We start from the raw sequence: 17,512 nt of genomic DNA, 5'->3' as shown, positions 1-17,512 counted from the left end.
CAGGCCGTTTCACAGCTGGGTCCCCCCTGTTACCGATGTGCTACAAGCCGCTAACCGTGTTCACATTCGGGATGAGCCGGATGTGAGCTTCAGGGCTTCAGGCCTTCAGATGCGAGCGGCCGCCAGGCTCGGCACGGGACCGGCGGTCCGCAGATAACAGGCCCAGGTCACGGCCGCGCACACCACGTAGAAGGTGGCGAACGCGGCAAGCGCGGCACCTGCTCCCCCGGTGGCGGCGATGGAGCTGCCGAATCCCCGGTTGATGAAAAAGCCGCCGAAGGCGCCGATCGCCGAGATGATCCCGATCGCGGCGGAGGAGTCGCGCCTGCCGACGGCCGTCGCGGCCTCGTAGGCGGGCGTGCCGGGGGCGATCCCCGCGGTGGCCCTGGCCCGGAAGATCGCCGGGATCATCCGGTAGGTGGAGCCGTTGCCGACGCCGGTGGTGGCGACCAGGAGCATGTAGGCGCCGAAGAACAGGACGAAGGCGTGCTGGGCCAGTCCCTGCCAGACCAACGCCGCCGCACCGGCCATGGCGGCGAAGTTGACGAGCGTCACCCGTGCCCCGCCCAGCCTGTCCGACAGCCAGCCTCCGACCGGCCGGACCAGCGAGCCGAGCAGCGGGCCGAGGAAGGCCAGGGTGACCAGGGACGCCTGCTCGGGAAACTGGCTCTTGATCAGCAAGGGGAACGCGGTGGAATACCCGATGAAGGAGCCGAAGGTGCCGATGTACAGGACCGACATGATCCAGGTCTGGGCCCGTCCGGCGATCTTCAGCTGGTCCTTGGGACTGGCCTTGGCGGAGGTCAGGTTGTCCATGAAGAAGTAGGCGCCGACCGCGGCGGCCAGGATGAACGGGATCCAGAACAGCCCGGCGGCGGCCAGGCCGAACCCGCCGATGATCAACGGCATGACGAGCTGTACGGAGCTCACACCGATGTTGCCGCCGGCCGCGTTGAGTCCGAGCGCCGACCCCTGCTTGGCCTGGGGGTAGAAGTAGGTGATGTTGGCCATGCTGGAGGCGAAGTTGCCGCCGCCCAGTCCCGCGGTGGCCGCGATCACCAGAAACACCCAGTAGGGCGTGCCGGGGTCGCTGACCGCGACGGCCAGGAGCCCCGCGGGGACGAGCAGGAGCAGCGCGCTGACCACGGTGAAGTTCCGGCCGCCGAACCTGGCGGGGGCGAAGGTGTAGGGAATGCGCAGCGCCGAGCCGATCAGGTTGGGCAGGGCGACGATCCAGAAGAGCTGGTCGGTGGAGAACCTGTAGTCGCCGAGCTGGACGGCCACGATGCTCCACACCGTCCAGAGCGTGAAGCCGAGGTGTTCGGCGAAAATCGAGAAGATCAGGTTGCGCCGGGCGACCTTCCGTCCGCCCGCCTCCCAGAAACCGGGGTCGTCGGGCCGCCACTCACTGATCCAGCGCTTCACGATCGTTCCTCCTGCGATTTCGGGGGCGTCGATCCCGAAATCTAGGAGTGTGGCGTTACGCACATTCACGTTCTGTGATGGTGCGCCGGTTACACGTGACTAACCTTGGAAATACGCAATGCACAGGTCGCACACTCGCAACCTCCCGGAAACACGGAAGATCCCCCGGTCACGGTTGAGGCAGACGGCAATGGGAACCATGTCCATGCCCGTTCGTCGCCTCGGGGAGTTGCGCGTGGCTGTTCAGCCGATCCGACTGTTCAACGATCCAGTGCTACGCACCGTAGCCGAACCCGTGACCACCTTCGATCGCGAGTTGCGAGGGCTGGTCAAATCCCTGCAGGCCACCATGCGCGCCGGCGTCGGCCGCGCGGGGCTGGCCGCCCCCCAGCTCGGAGTCCCTCTGCGGGTCGTCGTCTACGAATTGGAGGGCAGGTCCGGGCATCTGATCAATCCCCGTCTGGAGCCGTCCGAACGGAAGATCGTGGCCGACGAGGCGTGCCTGTCCGCACCCGATCTGTGGTGGCCGCTGGAACGTTCTTACATGGTCACGGCCCGAGGTCGCGACATGTTCGGCAAACCCGTCATCGTCCGCGCCCTCGGCATGCTCGCGCGGGTCCTCCAGCACGAGGCCGACCATCTCGACGGCATCCTTTTCATCGACCATCTCCCGGCGGACGAGCAAGAACGTTTTCTCGCCTCGATCCCACGACTTGCACATCAGGAGTCACGTTGATACTCTTTCATGGTTGCAGTCGTAGTTCTCAGCAAAGCCTTATCATCTCAAGTGCTTATGAGAAGTCCGCCGACAGCGGGCATTCCAGTTTCTCCGGAAGGTTTCCGCGGGTGCATGGTAGGGTCCGCAACGCAGCCCCGTGCCGCCGACCTGGCGGTTCGGTGAGGCTCCCAATGAGGAGAAGTTGTTTTGTCTGAGGGCACCGTTAAGTGGTTCAACGCCGAAAAGGGCTTCGGATTCATCGCACCGGATGACGGCACCGCCGATGTATTCGTGCACTACTCGGCCATCAACTCCGGGGGCTACCGCAGCCTGGAGGAGAACCAGCGTGTCAGTTTCACCACCACGCAGGGCCAGAAGGGTCCGCAGGCCGACCAGGTTCAGGTCATCTGATCTGTATCTGATCTAAGGATCCGATCGCTAGGCTTCAGACTGAGCCCGCACCGCCTCGGCGGTGCGGGCTCAGATCATTTCCAGGAACTTTTCACGCTCGGACAGACCGGTCTTCACGCGCGTTCGAGGCAGGCCTTCACGCGCGTTCGGGGCCGGCGACACCGTACGGGCAGAGCGAGACGCTGTCCGGGCAGAGCGATGAGAAGCACGCCGGGTCCTCACGCGTATTGGGAGCCGGCTCAGTCCCCCAGGCATGTCGGGCACGCCGGGGAGGTCTTCCCGCGCCCCTGGAGCGTCCTGAAGCCCGGCAGCCGGGCTCTCCGGCCTCCGGCCCCGTAACCCTTCGACGACGATCGGCTCCGGGCGCGTCCCCGGCCCCCGCGCGCCGTCTCCGTCTCCGACTTCCTGCGCACCGCCGTCGGCCCTCCGCGCACCGCCTCGCGGCCGCCTCTTTCGAACGCACGGATGCGTCTCCCGAAGGCGCCGGTCCTCCTGAACGCACGGATGCCCGTCCTGAACACAGGGACCCCCGGACGCACGGATACGCCTCCCGAACGAAACGCACGGATGCGTCTCCTGAAGGCACGGGTCCCTCCTGGACGCACGGATGCCCGTCCTGAACACAGGGACCCCCGGACGCACGAATGCGCCTCCCGAACGGACGGTCACGCACCCGAGCAGACGCGCCTCCGCACGAACGCGGGACGCGCATCGGAGATGAGCGCCTCAGCGACGCCCTGGGGGCGGCTCCACCCCCGAATACCCACTCCCCCGGACGCGGTCTTCAGACGCGCTCTCAGGGCCGCGAAGGGCCAACCCTCGGAGCCGAGAGTCCACCCCCTCGGGCCCTCGGCCCTCAGGGCGCGGCGCGTCCTCGGAGAACAGCCGGTTCGGCGGGAGCCCCCGAGCGAGCCGCGCCCTCGAAGGGGCGGTTCGAGGGCTCCCGCCGATCCGGGATCCCCTCAGAGGGAGAAACTCAGAGGGAGATGCTCGGAGGAGGATTCAGAGGGAGACGCCGAGCAGGGCGTCCGCGATGTCCCTGACGAGCATGGGCGCCCGCGGGTCGGCGCCGTCCGCGCCGTCCGCGCCGTCCGCGGACAGTGCCCGCTCCGCCCAGTCGTCGATGGCCGCGAGCGCCCCGGGGGTGTCCAGGTCGTCGGTCATCCGGGCGCGGACCCGATCGAGCACGGTGCCGGCCTCCGGTCCCGCCTGCAGCGCGGCGGCCGAGCGCCAGCGTGCCAGCCGCGCCTCCGCGGAGGTCAGCTGGTCGGCGGTCCACTCCCAGTCGGTGCGGTAGTGGTGGGCCAGCAGGGCCAGCCGGATGGCCATCGGGTCGGCCTCCTGGCGGAGCCGGGAGACGAAGACCAGGTTGCCCTTGGACTTGGACATCTTCTCGCCGTCGAGGGCCACCATGCCCGCGTGGACGTAGGCCTTGGCGAAGGGCCATTCGCCGGTGGCGACGTGGCCCTCGTGGGCGCCGCACTCGTGGTGCGGGAAGATCAGGTCGGAGCCGCCGCCGGCGACGTCGAAGCCGCTGCCCAGGTTGGCCAGCGCGATCGCGGTGCACTCGATGTGCCAGCCGGGCCTGCCCTGACCGAACGGCGAGGGCCAGGACGGCTCTCCCGGACGCTCGGCGCGCCAGAGCAGCCAGTCGAGCGGGTGCTTCTTGCCCGGCCGCGCCGGATCGCCTCCGCGCTCGGCGCACAGGGTGAGCATCCGCCCCTCGGAGTATCCGGAGACGGAGCCGAACTTGGGCGCCGCGGCGACGTCGAAGTAGACGTCGCCGTCGAGTTCGTAGGTGGCGCCCTTGTCGCGCAGGCGCCCGATCAGCTCGGCGACCTGATCGATCACCTCGGTCACTCCGACGTATTCGCGCGGCGGCAGGATCCGCAGCGCCTCCATGTCGGTCCGGAAGAGCTCGATCTCGCGCTCGGCCAGTTCCTGCCAGTCCATGCCGATCTGCTCGGCGCGTTCGAGCAGGGGGTCGTCCACGTCGGTGGCGTTCTGGATGTAGTCCACCTCGTGCCCTGCGTCCCGCCACATCCGGTTTACCAGGTCGAAGGCGAGGTATGTGTTGGCGTGGCCGAGGTGGGTGGCGTCATAGGGCGTGATGCCGCAGACGTACATCCCCGCCGTGGAACCCGGCTGAGTGGGTTCGGTCTCTCGTGCGGCGGTGTCGAAAAGCCGCAGAGGAGCACCGGTACCGGGAAGCCGGGGGACCTTCGGCGTAGACCACGATCTCATGTATTGAGCCTATCCAGCAGACAGACCACCCCGATCAGCTCAGGGTGGTGGTGTACAGGGCAATCACCTCAACCGCCGGAACTTGCCGGATCATTCCACGGGAACCCGGTTGAAAGCCTCCGGGTCGCGAGGATCACCGGTGAACTCGTAGTGAATCCCGCCGGGGGCGAGGGCGAGCAGGGTGACCGACAGGGAGCCGAAGGTTCGCCCGTCGGGCAGTTCGTGACGGACGATCATGGTGCGGGGGTCCTCGGAAGGCAGCCCCGCGCCGGTGGCCGTCTCGCGCCAGTCCTTCCAGTCTCCATCGAGCTCCGAGGGGCGGTGGGCCTTGGCGAACAGGGGCCGGAAGAACGCGACGCGCTCGTTCTCCTCCCCGCGCTCCCAGCCGCTGTTGACGATCATGTGGGTCCCTCGGGGGAGGTCGTCCCGCTTCAGCGCGATCCCGTCCCAGTGCCACAGACGGGCTCCGCCGAGATCGGCGAAGAGCAGGTGGAAGGGGTCGTAATGGACCAGGTCCGTCTCGGGGATGCGCTCCCCCGCCGCGGCCCGGAGCGGCAGGTCGCCCCGGGAGCGGCGTGTCCGCTCGGGGGCGAGCACACCGTGGCCGTTGAGCAGGGCGCCGATCCGTCTGGCGGCGGGATCGACGGCCAGCCAGGTCCCGCCCGCCTGAAGATCGCGCCCGCCGATCAGACCGGGCCAGTACTCGCCCGGAGGGACCCACGGCCGGTCGATGAACTCATCGCGCACCCCGACGAGGATCAGGGGGATCTCGGCGCTCGGATCGATGCTGACGACAACCGTGCACATGCCCGGAGGGTACAGGCCCCGCCGGGGGCGACCTCAGATCGGGGGCCAGGGAATGGCCGGCCAGTCCTTGGAGGGAAGGGGGTGCAGGCCGGTGTTGAGGAGCCTGCGTACGCGAGACCAGGTGGCCTCGACCTCGGCGAGGGTGAGGAGCTCGCGGAGCCGGCGGCCGAGGCGGCCCTGCTCCAGGTCTCGCTCCAGGCGGGTGAGGACGTTCATGGCGTCGCGGGACAGGGGCTTGCCGCGCCACTGCCAGAGCACGGTGCGGAGCTTGTCCTCGGCCGAGAAGGAGACGCCGTGGTCCACGCCGTAGATGTGGCCGTCGGCGAGCGGCAGCAGGTGGCCGCCCTTGCGGTCGGCGTTGTTGACGACCGCGTCGAACACGGCCATCCGGCGCAGGGAGGGCTGGCGACTGCGGATCAGCACCATCAGGTCGGTCTCGGAGTCGGTGTCGATCCAGAGCTGGCACATGCCGGGGCCGAAGGGTCCGTCGCGATAGACGGTGGGCGGGACGATCCGCCACCCGGTCGCGGCCGAGACCTCGTAGGCGGCCACCTCACGGGCGGCCAGCGTGCCGTCGGGAAAATCCCAGAGCGGGCGTTCACCGCGTACCGGCTTGTAGACGCAGGCCGCGGAGAGCCCGGCGAGCCGGACCGAGCAGTAGAGCGTCATGTTGGTCGCCTCGATCAGGCGACCGGCCACCTCCAGCTGACCTTCGCGAAGCAGGCGTATCGCGGTCTCGTCATCCAGCCCCGTCGCGGGCACCGCACTCAGCGTCGGCTCACTCTCGGCACTCATTCGCCTCCTCCACCCGATGCAGCGCTACTACTACCCCGGTAACCGTTGAGCCGCACACAAATATGCCCCTCGGCATCAAGAGGCTGGGCGCACAGCGGGCAGGGGGGGCGCCCCGCCGCGACGAGGGCCATGGCGCGTTTGGTGAAGGCCCTGGCCGCACCGGGGCTGATGTGGACGCGCAGTACCGTGGGCTCGGCGAGCGGGGACGGCTCGAACTCCTCGTCCTCGTCCTCCGCGACGGCCTCCTGGGCCTCGATGATCACCTGCGCGGTTTCGGAGTCCCACGCCAGTGCCATCGTGCCGACCCGGAAGTCCTCGCTGATCGGCACGTCCAGCGGAGCGTTGTCGGTCAGCGCGACGGGGGCGACGGCGGGCACCTGGGCAATGCCCTCGCTGCGCCGCAACACCTCGTCGAGAAGCTCGTCGAGGCGGTCGGCCAACGCCGCGACCTGGAATTTCTCCAGCCCGACGGTGGTCAATCGGCCCTGGCCACGGGCCTGCAGAAAGAAAGCTCGTGATCCCGGTTGCCCCACGGCACCGGCCACAAACCTCTCGGGTGGGTCGTAGTCGAAGACCGGCATAGCCCGACCTTACGTGGTCCCGGATCCGCCGCCGACTGCGGCATCGCTCCCGGTGAGGTTTTCTCCCCCGTCATCGGATTCCGAACCCTCCGCGGGTCTCAATGCGGCCACATCTCCACCTAGGTCGTTGAGCCTGAGCACAAAGGGACGCAAGGGCGTATATCGAATGGCCGTGAGCGATGCGGGATCAGCGGTTATCCGCTGGAACTGGTCCAGGTGGAGGCCCATGGCGTCGGCCACTATGGCCTTGATCACATCTCCGTGACTGCAGACCAGGTAGACGGCCTTCGGCCCGAGGCGCTCGTTCCACTCCCTGACGGCCGCCACGGCGCGATGCTGTACGGCGGACAAGGATTCTCCACCGGGAAACGTCACGGCGCTCGGATGGGCCTGCACGACCGGCCAGAGAGGATCCTTGGCGAGTTCGGCGATCGGGCGGCCCGTCCAGTCGCCGTAGTGACACTCCCCGAAGCGCTCGTCGGTCAGCACCTCCGTCGCGCGACCGCCGGCGATCGCCTGGGCGGTCTCCTGGCAGCGCTCCAGCGGGCTGGAGACGATGGCGTCCAGTTCCAGCGACGCCAGCCGTACGGCCAGCGCCTCCGCCTGGGCCTGTCCGGCCTCGCTGAGATGGACATCGGGGGTCCAGCCCGCCAGGACGGGACCGGTGAGGGGGGTCAGGCCGTGTCTGGCCAGTAGCAGGGTCGTCACGTGGGTAAGTCTTGCAGGCCTCACTCCACTACTTTTAAGTGCCCGGGCGGTAATCTGGCCGGATCATGGAGCAGCGCTATGTGGGCCGGAGCGGACTGTCGGTATCCCGCCTGGGACTTGGGACGATGACGTGGGGACGCGACACGAGCGCCGAGGAGGCCGCCGCGCAACTCCGCATGTTCGCCGAGGCCGGCGGCACCCTCATCGACACCGCGGACGTCTACACCGGCGGCGAGGCCGAACGGCTGATCGGGCGGCTGATCCGCGACTCGGTGCCGCGCTCGGAGCTGGTGCTGTCCACCAAGGCCGTGCTCACCCCGTCCGGCCGCCGTCCGCGCGACGCCTCCAGGAAGCACCTGATCGCCGCCATCGACGCCTCGCTGACCCGGCTCGGCGTCAACGAGGTGGACCTGTGGCAGCTGCACGCCTTCGACCCGGACGTCCCGCTGGAGGAGACCCTGGCCGCCGTGGACGCCATCGTGTCCTCGGGCCGGGCGGCCTACGCCGGGGTCTGCGACTACGCGGGCTGGCAGCTCGCCGCGGCGGCCGTCGGCCAGCGGGCGGTCTCCGGCCGGGTGCCGATCGTCGCCGCCCAGGTCGAATACTCGCTCCTGGCCAGGGAGGCCGAGCGCGAGCTGCTCGGCGCCGCCGAGCACGTCGGTGCGGGCGTGCTGGCCTGGTCGCCGCTCGGGCGCGGAGTCCTCACCGGGAAATACCGCACGGGCATCCCCGCCGACTCCCGTGCCGCGACCCCGCACTTCGCCGACTTCGTCAAGCCCTACCTGGATGAGCGGTGCCGCCGGGTCGTGGAGTCGGTGACGACCGCGGCCGAGGGGCTGGGGGTCTCGCCGCTGTCGGTCGCCCTGTCGTGGGTCCGCGACCAGCCGGGGGTCGTCTCCGCCATCGTCGGCGCCCGTACCCACGCCCAGCTGGCCGGGGTGCTCCAGGCCGAGGATCTGACGCTGCCCGTGGAGATAAGGGAGGCACTCGACGATGTCTCGGCCGACTGAGGGGCGGCGGGAGCGGACGAGCGCACCGAACCACAGACGGAAACAGGCACGGAAACCGAACGAGAATTCGTTTCGCGTATCACTAGTCGATACCGAATCGCAACTTTCCGTGGAAAAACCGGGTCCCCCCACAAAACTGTCAACGGGTGACAGGAGGGGCGCTCGGATGTCGACGAGACGCTTTGGCAGGGGGCATTCGGGTGTCAGCGAGATGACTTCGTTGATGTCTAAAGGGGGACGAATGCGAACTGTGATCTCTGCCGGTGTGCTGGCGCTGGCACTGGGCGGCGGAATCCCCGCGGTCGCGGCCGCCCCCGTGAGCGCCGCCACGCAACGGGACGACTGCCCGCAGAAGGGATTGCTGGGCACCGTCACGGGTGGGATCTGCAAGACCGTCGACACCCTCGGCGAGGCCGTGAGTGAGCTCACGGACGGCATCTCCGTCCCGCTGCCCAGCGTCAGAGTCCTCGACGCCCCCAGGGAGACGACCGAGAAAGGCTCCGGCGATGCCGCACGGGCCGGTGACACCGCGGCGGCCACCTCGTCGACGCCGGACGCCACCGGCGCGCCCGCTCCCGAACCGGTGGAGGAGTCGGAGAGGTCGGAAGACGGCAACCTGCTGCCCAAGGTCCTCGGCGGCGTCTGCCTGCCCCTGGCGACCTCCTCCGAGTGCGCGGGCCCGTCGGCGGGCGGCACTCCCGAACCCTCCGAACCCTCCAAACCCGCCGAGCCCTCCGCGACCCCCGAGCCGACGGTCCAGCCGTCCGGGTCGCCGAGTCCCAGCCCGTCGCCCAGCCCCAGCCCCGAACCCACGCGGGAGAAGACGGCCCCGCTGCCGGCCGGGGAGACCAAACCGCCGGAGACCCGGACGCTCACGACCGACGCGGGCGAACCGGTGATCTCCGAACCGTCCCCCGTCGTCGACGCCGAGGCGCCCCGGGTGGAGTTGCTCTGGCCCGGCCCGCTGATGCAGGAGTTCCAGAAGCAGATGCCGGACCGGCGTCCGCTCAAGCCCACCCGGTCGTCCGACGCGCTGGGCACGGTGCTCAGCACGGCGCTGCTGGTCGCGGCGATCCTCGCCGTCCGCCTGCTGTACACCAGGCGGATGGGCGAGGAGTCCATGCCGTTCGAACCGCTCCGGGTGGGGCGGCACCGGGTGGCCTAGTGGTGACCGGCGACGACTAGCCGCCGATCGCGTGCACGCCGCCGTCGACGTGCACGATCTCACCGGTCGTGGCCGGGAACCAGTCCGACAGCAGGGCGACGCACGCCTTGGCCGCCGGCGTCGGGTCGTTGATGTCCCAGCCGATCGGCGCCTTGGCCGGCCAGCTCTCCTCGAACTCGGTGAAGCCAGGGATGCTCTTGGCCGCCATGGTCCGGATCGGGCCCGCGGCCACCAGGTTGACCCTGATGCCGTGCTTGCCGAGATCGCGGGCCAGGTAGCGGGAGCAGGACTCCAGGCCGGCCTTCGCCACGCCCATCCAGTCGTAGACCGGCCAGGCCCTGGTGGCGTCGAAGTCGAGGCCGACGACCGCGCCGCCGCCCTTCATCAGCGGAAGCGCTGCCACCGCGAGCGACTTGAACGAATACGTGGAGACCTGGATGGCCGTCGCCACGTCCTCCCACGAGGTGTTCAGGAAGTTGCCGCCGAGGGCGCTCTGCGGGGCGAACCCGATGGCGTGCACCACGCCGTCCAGACCGTCCACGTGCTCGCCGACCCGGTCGGCGAGGGATTCGAGGTGCTCGGTGCTGGTGACGTCGAGCTCCAGCACCGGAGGCGGCTCGGGGAGCCGCTTGGCGATGCGCTCGACGAGGCTCAGGCGGCCGAAGCCGGTCAGCACGACCTGCGCCCCCTGCTCCTGGGCCAGTTTGGCCACGGAGAAGGCGATGGATGCGTCGGTCAGCACCCCGGTGATCAGAAGCCGCTTGCCTTCAAGAATTCCCATGAGTGCCGTTCCTCATCTGATGTGTCGTTCGTGTGTTCCGACGGGCGGGACCCGTCCGTCATCCGGCCCCTCCCGGAGGAGGGCGAAAGCCACTCCCTCCAGAAGCGGAGAGGTCGCGTCAGTGGCCCATGCCCAGTCCGCCGTCCACGGGGATGACGGCGCCGGTGATGTAGGAGGCGTCCGCGCTCGCCAGGAAGGCGACCACCTTCGCGACCTCCTCGGGGGTGGCCTGCCTGCCGAGCGGGATGTTCTTACGGATCTGCTCCTGGTAGGCCGCGTCCAGCTCGGCCGTCATGTCGGTCTCCACGAAGCCCGGGGAGACGACGTTGACCGTGATGCCGCGCGAGCCCAGCTCCCGGGCCACGGACCGGGCGAAGCCGATCATGCCCGCCTTGGAGGCGGCGTAGTTGCTCTGCCCGGCCGAGCCGAGCATGCCGACCACCGAGGAGATCAGGATGATGCGGCCGCGCTTGAGCCGCAGCATGCCGCGCGTGGCGCGCTTGGCCACCCGATAGGAGCCGGTGAGGTTGGCGTCGATGACGTCGGTGAAGGTCTCCTCCTTCATCATCGGCAGCAGCGTGTCCTTGGTGATGCCCGCGTTGGCGACGAGCACCTCGACCGGGCCGTGCTCGGCCTCGACCTTCTCGAACGCCGCTTCCACGTCGGCCATGCTGGTCACATCGCAGCGCACGCCGAACAACCCCTCGGGGGGGTTTCCGGAGCGGTAGGTCACGGCGACGGCGTCGCCGGCCTGGGCGAGTTCGCGGGCGATCGCGAGGCCGATGCCGCGATTACCGCCGGTTATGAGAACAGATCGAGCCATGGAGCTGACGTTATCGTCTACCCGGGGGTAACCCCCTTGTCCGGGAAGGACAAGATCACAGGGCTAGGATCGTCGACATGCGCCAGATCGATTCCGACTTTCTCGCCCTGCCCCTGAGGCAACTGGCGGACGCGGCTCTGCAGCGTGCCCGTGACCTCGGCGCCGAACACGCCGATTTCCGGCTCGAGCGTGTCCGCGCGGAGACCCTCCGTCTGTCCGACACCTCCCTCGAAGGCTCCATGGACGCCGACGACCTCGGCTACGCCGTACGGGTCGTCAAGAACGGCACCTGGGGCTTCGCGGCCGGCCTCGAGCTGACCCCCGAGGCGGCGGTCAAGGTCGCCGAGCAGGCGGTGGAGGTGGCCGTCGTCTCCGCGGCCGTCAACCGCGAGCCCATCGAGCTGGCCCCCGAGCCGGTCCACTCCGACGTCACCTGGGTCTCCTCCTACGAGATCGACCCCTTCGACGTGCCGATGCGCGACAAGGTGGCCCTGCTCGCCGACTGGTCGGGCGGTCTGCTGAGAGACCCGCGCGTGGACCAGGTCCAGACCTCGCTGATGCAGGTCAAGGAGCAGAAGTTCTACGCCGACACGGCCGGCACCTCCACCACCCAGCAGCGGGTGCGCCTGCACTGCGAGCTGGAGGCCATGAAGGTCCAGGGCGGCCGCTTCGAGTCGATGCGCACGCTCGCCCCGCCGGTCGGCCGGGGGTACGAATACCTCACCGGCCCCACCTGGGACTTCCGGGGTGAGCTCGCCCGCATTCCCGAATACCTCGAGGAGAAGTTCGGGGCCCCCTCCGTCGAGGCGGGGCAGTACGACCTGGTCGTCGACCCGTCCAACCTGTGGCTGACGATCCACGAGTCCATCGGGCACGCCACCGAGCTGGACCGGGCCCTCGGCTACGAGGCGGCCTACGCCGGGACCAGCTTCGCCACCTTCGACCAGCTCGGCAAGCTGGCATACGGCTCACCCGCGATGAACGTCGTCGGCGACCGTACGACCGAGCACGGCCTGTCCACGATCGGCTACGACGACGAGGGCGTGGCGGCCAAGGAGTTCGACATCGTCTCCGGCGGCGTCCTGGTCGGCTACCAGCTCGACCGGCGGATGGCGCTGCTGAAGGGCCTGGGCGCCTCCAACGGCTGCGCCTTCGCCGACTCCCCCGGCCACATGCCGATCCAGCGCATGGCCAACGTCTCGCTGCGGCCCGCCCCCGGCGGCCCCTCCACCGAGGAGCTGATCTCCGGGGTGGATCGCGGCATCTACGTCGTGGGCGACAAGAGCTGGTCCATCGACATGCAGCGCTACAACTTCCAGTTCACCGGCCAGCGGTTCTACAAGATCGAGAACGGCAGGCTCGCCGGCCAGCTGCGCGACGTCGCCTACCAGGCCACGACCACCGACTTCTGGCGGTCGATGGAGGCCGTCGGCGGGCCGCAGACCTACGTGCTGGGCGGCGCGTTCAACTGCGGGAAGGGCCAGCCGGGCCAGGTCGCCCCGGTCAGCCACGGCAGCCCGTCCGCGCTCTTCCGCGACGTGCGCATCCTCAACACCGTGCAGGAGAGTGGCAGTTGAGCGAGCAGCACGCGCGACCCGACGGACACGGCGCACCGGCGACCGGCTCGACGAGCGATGAGGACAGGAGCGGGATGAGCCCCCAGGAGATGATCGAGAAGGTTCTGGACCTCTCCACGGCCGACGACGTCGTCGTCATCGTGGACGAGGGTTCCAGCGCCAACCTGCGGTTCGCGGGCAACACCCTCACCACCAACGGCGTGTCCCGCTCCTCGCAGCTCACCGTGATCTCGATCGTGGGCCGGGGCGTGGGCGTGGTGTCGCGGGCGGCGGTCCGTCCCGAGCAGCTCGCCGACATCGTCGCAGCGGCCGATCACGCCGCGGAGGACGCCCAGCCGTCCGAGGACGCCCGGCCGCTGGTCGAGGGCGAGAGTTCCGCAGACTGGGACGCCCCCGCCGATGTCACGTCGATCAAGGTGTTCGGCGCGTTCGCCCCCGCGCTCGGCGAGGCCTTCGCCGCGGCCGAGGCGGGCGGGCGCAAGCTGTACGGCTTCGCCGAGCACATCGTCACCACGACCTTCATGGGCACCTCCACCGGCACGCGCCTCCGGCACACCCAGCCCACCGGCCGCCTGGAGCTCAACGCCAAGTCTCCGGACATGAAGCGCTCCGCCTGGACCGGCGTGGCCACCCGCGACTTCTCCGACGTGGACGTCGCGGCTCTGGACTCCTCGCTGGCCCAGCGCCTCGAGTGGGCGAAGAACCGTATCGACCTGCCCGCGGGCCGATACGAGGCGCTGCTCCCGCCGACGGCGGTGAGCGATCTGATGATCTACCTCTACTGGAAGGCCGGAGCCCGCGACGCGCTCGAGGGGCGCACGGTCTTCTCCAGCCCCGGGGGCGGGACCCGCGTCGGGGAGACCCTCTCCGAACTGCCGATCCAGCTGTCCGGAGACCCCGCCGCATCGGGCATCGAGTGCGCGCCGTTCGTGGTGGCGCACGCCTCCAGCCGGCAGAGCTCGGTGTTCGACAACGGGCTGCCGCTGGCGCCCACCGACTGGATCGCCGACGGCAGGTTGGCGAACCTGCTGCAGACCCGATACTCGGCCGAGCTGACCGGCCTGTCCCTGACCCCGGACATCGACAATCTGATCATGCGGGGTCCCGAGGGCGGACGCTCGCTGGAGGAGATGATCGCCTCCACCGAGCGCGGCCTGCTCCTCACCTGCCTGTGGTACATCCGCGAGGTGGATCCGCAGACCCTTCTGCTCACCGGGCTGACCCGTGACGGCGTCTACCTGATCGAGAACGGCGAGGTCGTGGGCGAGGTGAACAACTTCCGCTTCAACGAGAGCCCGGTCGACCTGCTGCGCCGTCTCACCGAGATCGGCGCCTCCGAGCAGACCCTGCCGCGCGAGTGGAGCGACTACTTCACCCGCGCGATCATGCCCCCGATCCGGGTGCCCGACTTCAACATGTCGACGGTCAGCCAGGCCAGCTAGGACGGTTCCGGGGCTCGCTCCGTACGGACGCCGGCGGCTTCCGTACGGGACACCTGAGCGGCCCTGACCTGCGCCGATCATCTACGGACGTCCGTCTCCGTCTCCGGACGTCCGTAGATGCCGTCTCTCATGTCGAGATGTGGCGTTCGAGTCCGGACAGGGCACCGCTAGGCTTCCACTGGCCACAGCGCGTGGGGAGCAGCCTTGGATCGCACGGGAACAAACCTTCCCGCCGTCGGTGAGTACAACCAGACGGTCGTTCTCGACGCCATCCGCCGGCGCCCCGAGGGGATCACCCGGTCCGAGCTCGCCGCCCTGACCGCCCTGAGCGGGATGACGGTGACGAAGGTCTGCCGGCGCCTTCTCGACGCCGGTCTCGTCGACGAGCACGGCACGCGCATGAGCGGCCCCGGCAAGCCGGCGGCGGTCGTCAAACTGAACCCGGACGGCGGTTTCGCGGTCGGGGTGCACATCGATCCCGCAGCGGTGACCTACGTGCTCGTCGACCTGTCCGGCAAGGTTCGGGACCACTCGCGCACCGGCACACCGACCGCGGGAGACCCGAGCGCGGTCATCGACGAGATGGCGAACGCGATCGAAGCGCTCATCGCGGGTTCCGCCGTCGACAGGTCCCGTATCCTCGGTATCGGCATCGCGTCGCCCGGCCCGGTGAACGTCGACGACGGCGTGCTCCTGAATCCGCCGATGATGCCCACCTGGCATCGGGTGGCCTTGCGGCGCTCGCTCGCCGAGGCGACGGGCCTGCCCGTGCTGCTGGAGAAGGACGCGACGGCCGCGGTCGTCGCCGAGCTGTGGTTCGCGGGCCCCGACAGCAGCCGCGACTTCGTGTTCATGTACTACGGCACCGGTCTCGCCACCGGCCTGTCGGTGGCGGGCGAGGTCGTTCGCGGCATCAGCTCCAATGCGGGTGACGGGGGCCACATCACCGTCGATCCCGACGGCCCGGTGTGCACCTGCGGCCGGCGCGGCTGCGTCGGCTACATCACCGTTCCGCGGGCGCTCGTCGCGCGCGCGGTGCTCGACGGCGTGCTCTCGGCGGCCGAGGCCGGCAACCTCGACGACACGGTCGACGTGGACGCGGCGTTCAGCAGGCTGGCGGCCCTCGCCGCGGCCGGGAGCCCCGAGGCGATCGCGATCCTGACCGACGCCGCACGTTCTCTGGCACGCGCGATCGTCGTGATCGTGAACCTCCTCGACATCGACCGGGTCATCTTCGGCGGGCCGTTCTGGACGCGCATCTCTCCGGTGATCCTCGGTGCGCTGCCGGACGCGGTGCGCAGCGACCCCGCCCTGATTCCGCCGCACCCCATCCGGTTCGCCCAGTCCGCGATCCCCGTCGATGTCGCCGCCGTCGGAGCCGCGACCCTCGTGCTCGACAACACCTTCTCGCCCCGGCCTTCCGCGCTGCTTCTCGCGGCGGAGTGATCACGTCCAACTTTGTCCTCACAAAGTTTTGACCTCACAAAGTGTTGCGGCCGATTATGAACACATGATTTGCTAATTCCCGCCACTGCGCTCGGTGTTGGAACCGACACCGTTGCGTCATGGTCGATGCCCACCGGAAGGCATCCACAAATCCCCCTGCCTGAGGTGTCAACGTCGACCGGTCTAGCACCGTCGCCTGGCGTTGTCTGGAAGGAAAACATGAGCAACACAGTCACGCGCATCCGGCTCGCGGGTGTCGTCATCGCCGCGGCAGCCAGCACCGCCGGACTCGCCGCGTGCTCGTCGCCCGCTCCGTCGGGCGACGCATCCGCAGCCGCACCCGCAGCCGCCTGTGAGCCCGCGAAGGGCAACGTCACCCTCCAGTACTGGAACACCGTTCCGGGTATGGACCAGGTCGTCGCCCTGTGGAACAAGAAGAACCCGAACATCCAGGTCGAGATGAAGAACATCTCCACCGACCAGTACGGCATCATCGGCAACGCCCTCAAGGCGGGCAAGGCGCCGGAGCTCGCTCAGGTCGGTTACGACCAGCTCCCCAGCCTGCGCACCCAGGACGCCTTCGTGGACGCCTCGGCCTGCGCGGACGCCGTCGCGGCCAAGTCGAAGTTCGTGCCGTGGACCTGGTCGCAGAGCAGCTTCGGTGACACCGGCGTGTTCGCCTTCCCGCAGGACACCGGTCCGATGGCCCTCTTCGTGCGCAGCGACATCTTCAAGAAGCACAACCTCGAGGTCCCGAAGACCTGGGACGAGTACGCGGCGGACGCGCAGAAGCTGCACGACGCGGACCCCAACCTCAGCATCACGTTCTTCGACCCGAACAACGCCGAGTTCTTCAACGGGCTTCTCTGGCAGAACAACGCCAAGATGTACGGCTACTCCGGCGACAAGTGGCACGTCACCGTCGAATCCGACCAGAGCAAGCAGGTCGCCGAGTACTGGCAGAAGCTGATCGACGCCAAGCTCGTCCGCACCGACCTCGCCCACGGTTCGACCCCGATGTACGCCGCGTACCAGAAGAACGAGATCGCCAGCTACGTCGGCGCCGCCTGGGGCTACAGCATGTTCCGCGACAACCTGCCCGACCAGTCCGGCAAGTGGTCGATCGTCCCGATGCCGACGTGGGGCTCGAACGCCGCGTCCGGCGACTGGGGCGGATCCACCGTCGCGTTCATGAAGGGCAACGCGCACCTGTACGAGTCGGTCAAGTTCAACTCCTGGCTGAACACCGACCCGGAGGCCCTCGCGATGGAGAACAAGCTGGGCGGCCTCTACCCGGCGGCCACCGCCGGGCTGGAGCTTCCCGCGCTCTCTGAGGGCGTCCCGTACTACAACAACGAGAAGATCTTCGACGTCTTCGCCGAGTCGTCCAAGAACATCGACACCAGCTTCGCCTGGGGCCCCACCCAGAAGACGGTGAACCTGGCGCTCCAGGACGCGCTGGCCAAGGCGGCGGCCGGCGACGGCAAGCTCGCCGACGCGCTCTCGGCCGCCCAGGCGTCCGCACTGAAATCGATGCAGGATCTGGCGATCCCGGCCGTCGCGGGCAACTGACCGCGGC

16 protein-coding genes are annotated in these 17,512 nt (G+C 69.0%); 8 read left to right on the top strand and 8 right to left on the bottom strand.

Annotated elements, in window-relative coordinates; all coding sequences use genetic code 11:
* Positions 1–105: 105 nt before the first annotated feature.
* Positions 106–1,425, bottom strand: coding sequence for an MFS transporter (locus tag DKM19_RS15780; RefSeq protein WP_369988986.1), 1,320 nt, complete (start codon positions 1,423–1,425; stop codon positions 106–108).
* A gap of 235 nt (positions 1,426–1,660) precedes the next feature.
* Here DKM19_RS15780 and def point away from each other — a divergent pair, with 235 nt between their 5' ends.
* Both def and DKM19_RS15770 read left to right on the top strand, forming a co-directional pair.
* Complete coding sequence (gene def, locus DKM19_RS15775; RefSeq protein WP_110705746.1) at positions 1,661–2,161, top strand: peptide deformylase; 501 nt, start codon at positions 1,661–1,663, stop codon at positions 2,159–2,161.
* Between the two features lie 189 nt (positions 2,162–2,350).
* Positions 2,351–2,554, top strand: a complete 204-nt coding sequence (locus tag DKM19_RS15770) for a cold-shock protein (protein WP_086571699.1) — start codon at positions 2,351–2,353, stop codon at positions 2,552–2,554.
* A gap of 1,002 nt (positions 2,555–3,556) precedes the next feature.
* Here the strand turns inward: DKM19_RS15770 and mshC are convergent.
* From mshC to DKM19_RS15745, 5 genes are all read right to left on the bottom strand, one after another.
* Entirely contained in the window at positions 3,557–4,798 is a 1,242-nt protein-coding gene (gene mshC / locus DKM19_RS15765; protein WP_110696334.1) for a cysteine--1-D-myo-inosityl 2-amino-2-deoxy-alpha-D-glucopyranoside ligase, read from the bottom strand.
* Between the two features lie 90 nt (positions 4,799–4,888).
* The gene (locus DKM19_RS15760) at positions 4,889–5,605 is read right to left on the bottom strand and encodes an NRDE family protein (RefSeq protein ID WP_110696333.1); all 717 of its coding nucleotides are present in this window, start codon (positions 5,603–5,605) and stop codon (positions 4,889–4,891) included.
* A 33-nt stretch (positions 5,606–5,638) separates the two neighbouring features.
* Positions 5,639–6,400, bottom strand: coding sequence for an SCO1664 family protein (locus DKM19_RS15755; RefSeq protein WP_110696332.1), 762 nt, complete (start codon positions 6,398–6,400; stop codon positions 5,639–5,641).
* The gene (locus DKM19_RS15750; RefSeq protein ID WP_089205486.1) at positions 6,397–6,981 is read right to left on the bottom strand and encodes a DUF3090 domain-containing protein; all 585 of its coding nucleotides are present in this window, start codon (positions 6,979–6,981) and stop codon (positions 6,397–6,399) included. The genes DKM19_RS15755 and DKM19_RS15750 overlap by 4 nt, the downstream gene beginning before the upstream one ends.
* Before the next feature lie 9 nt (positions 6,982–6,990).
* Positions 6,991–7,689, bottom strand: a complete 699-nt coding sequence (locus tag DKM19_RS15745) for a histidine phosphatase family protein (RefSeq protein ID WP_110696331.1) — start codon at positions 7,687–7,689, stop codon at positions 6,991–6,993.
* A gap of 65 nt (positions 7,690–7,754) precedes the next feature.
* On the opposite strand from DKM19_RS15745, the gene DKM19_RS15740 reads away from it, so the two are divergent.
* Complete coding sequence (locus DKM19_RS15740) at positions 7,755–8,699, top strand: aldo/keto reductase (RefSeq protein ID WP_089205484.1); 945 nt, start codon at positions 7,755–7,757, stop codon at positions 8,697–8,699.
* Between the two features lie 241 nt (positions 8,700–8,940).
* On the top strand, positions 8,941–9,864 hold the full coding sequence (locus tag DKM19_RS49475) for a hypothetical protein (RefSeq protein ID WP_162641525.1): 924 nt from the start codon (positions 8,941–8,943) through the stop codon (positions 9,862–9,864).
* A 16-nt stretch (positions 9,865–9,880) separates the two neighbouring features.
* Here DKM19_RS49475 and fabI read toward each other — a convergent pair whose 3' ends face one another.
* Together fabI and DKM19_RS15725 are read right to left on the bottom strand one after the other, a co-directional pair.
* A complete protein-coding gene (fabI, locus tag DKM19_RS15730) occupies positions 9,881–10,645 on the bottom strand; it encodes an enoyl-ACP reductase FabI (RefSeq protein WP_110696330.1) in 765 nt (254 codons plus the stop codon).
* A gap of 118 nt (positions 10,646–10,763) precedes the next feature.
* Complete coding sequence (locus DKM19_RS15725) at positions 10,764–11,468, bottom strand: beta-ketoacyl-ACP reductase (RefSeq protein WP_110696329.1); 705 nt, start codon at positions 11,466–11,468, stop codon at positions 10,764–10,766.
* Positions 11,469–11,545: 77 nt separating this feature from the next.
* Here DKM19_RS15725 and DKM19_RS15720 point away from each other — a divergent pair, with 77 nt between their 5' ends.
* From DKM19_RS15720 to DKM19_RS15705, 4 genes are all read left to right on the top strand, one after another.
* Positions 11,546–13,045, top strand: a complete 1,500-nt coding sequence (locus DKM19_RS15720) for a TldD/PmbA family protein (protein ID WP_110696328.1) — start codon at positions 11,546–11,548, stop codon at positions 13,043–13,045.
* 74 nt (positions 13,046–13,119) lie between these two features.
* Positions 13,120–14,487, top strand: a complete 1,368-nt coding sequence (locus tag DKM19_RS15715) for a metallopeptidase TldD-related protein (protein ID WP_110705745.1) — start codon at positions 13,120–13,122, stop codon at positions 14,485–14,487.
* Positions 14,488–14,691: 204 nt separating this feature from the next.
* Positions 14,692–15,933 carry an ROK family transcriptional regulator gene (locus tag DKM19_RS15710; RefSeq protein ID WP_110696327.1) on the top strand — a complete coding sequence of 414 codons (1,242 nt, stop codon included), beginning with the start codon at positions 14,692–14,694 and terminating at the stop codon, positions 15,931–15,933.
* Positions 15,934–16,152: 219 nt separating this feature from the next.
* Positions 16,153–17,505, top strand: a complete 1,353-nt coding sequence (locus tag DKM19_RS15705; protein WP_110696326.1) for an ABC transporter substrate-binding protein — start codon at positions 16,153–16,155, stop codon at positions 17,503–17,505.
* Positions 17,506–17,512 lie beyond the last annotated feature (7 nt).

The sequence above is a fragment of the Streptosporangium sp. 'caverna' genome, from assembly GCF_003203775.1.
GTDB lineage: Bacteria > Actinomycetota > Actinomycetes > Streptosporangiales > Streptosporangiaceae > Streptosporangium > Streptosporangium subroseum.
Note: the sequence above shows the minus strand (reverse complement) of the source record. Positions and strands in the feature narration are given on the sequence as shown.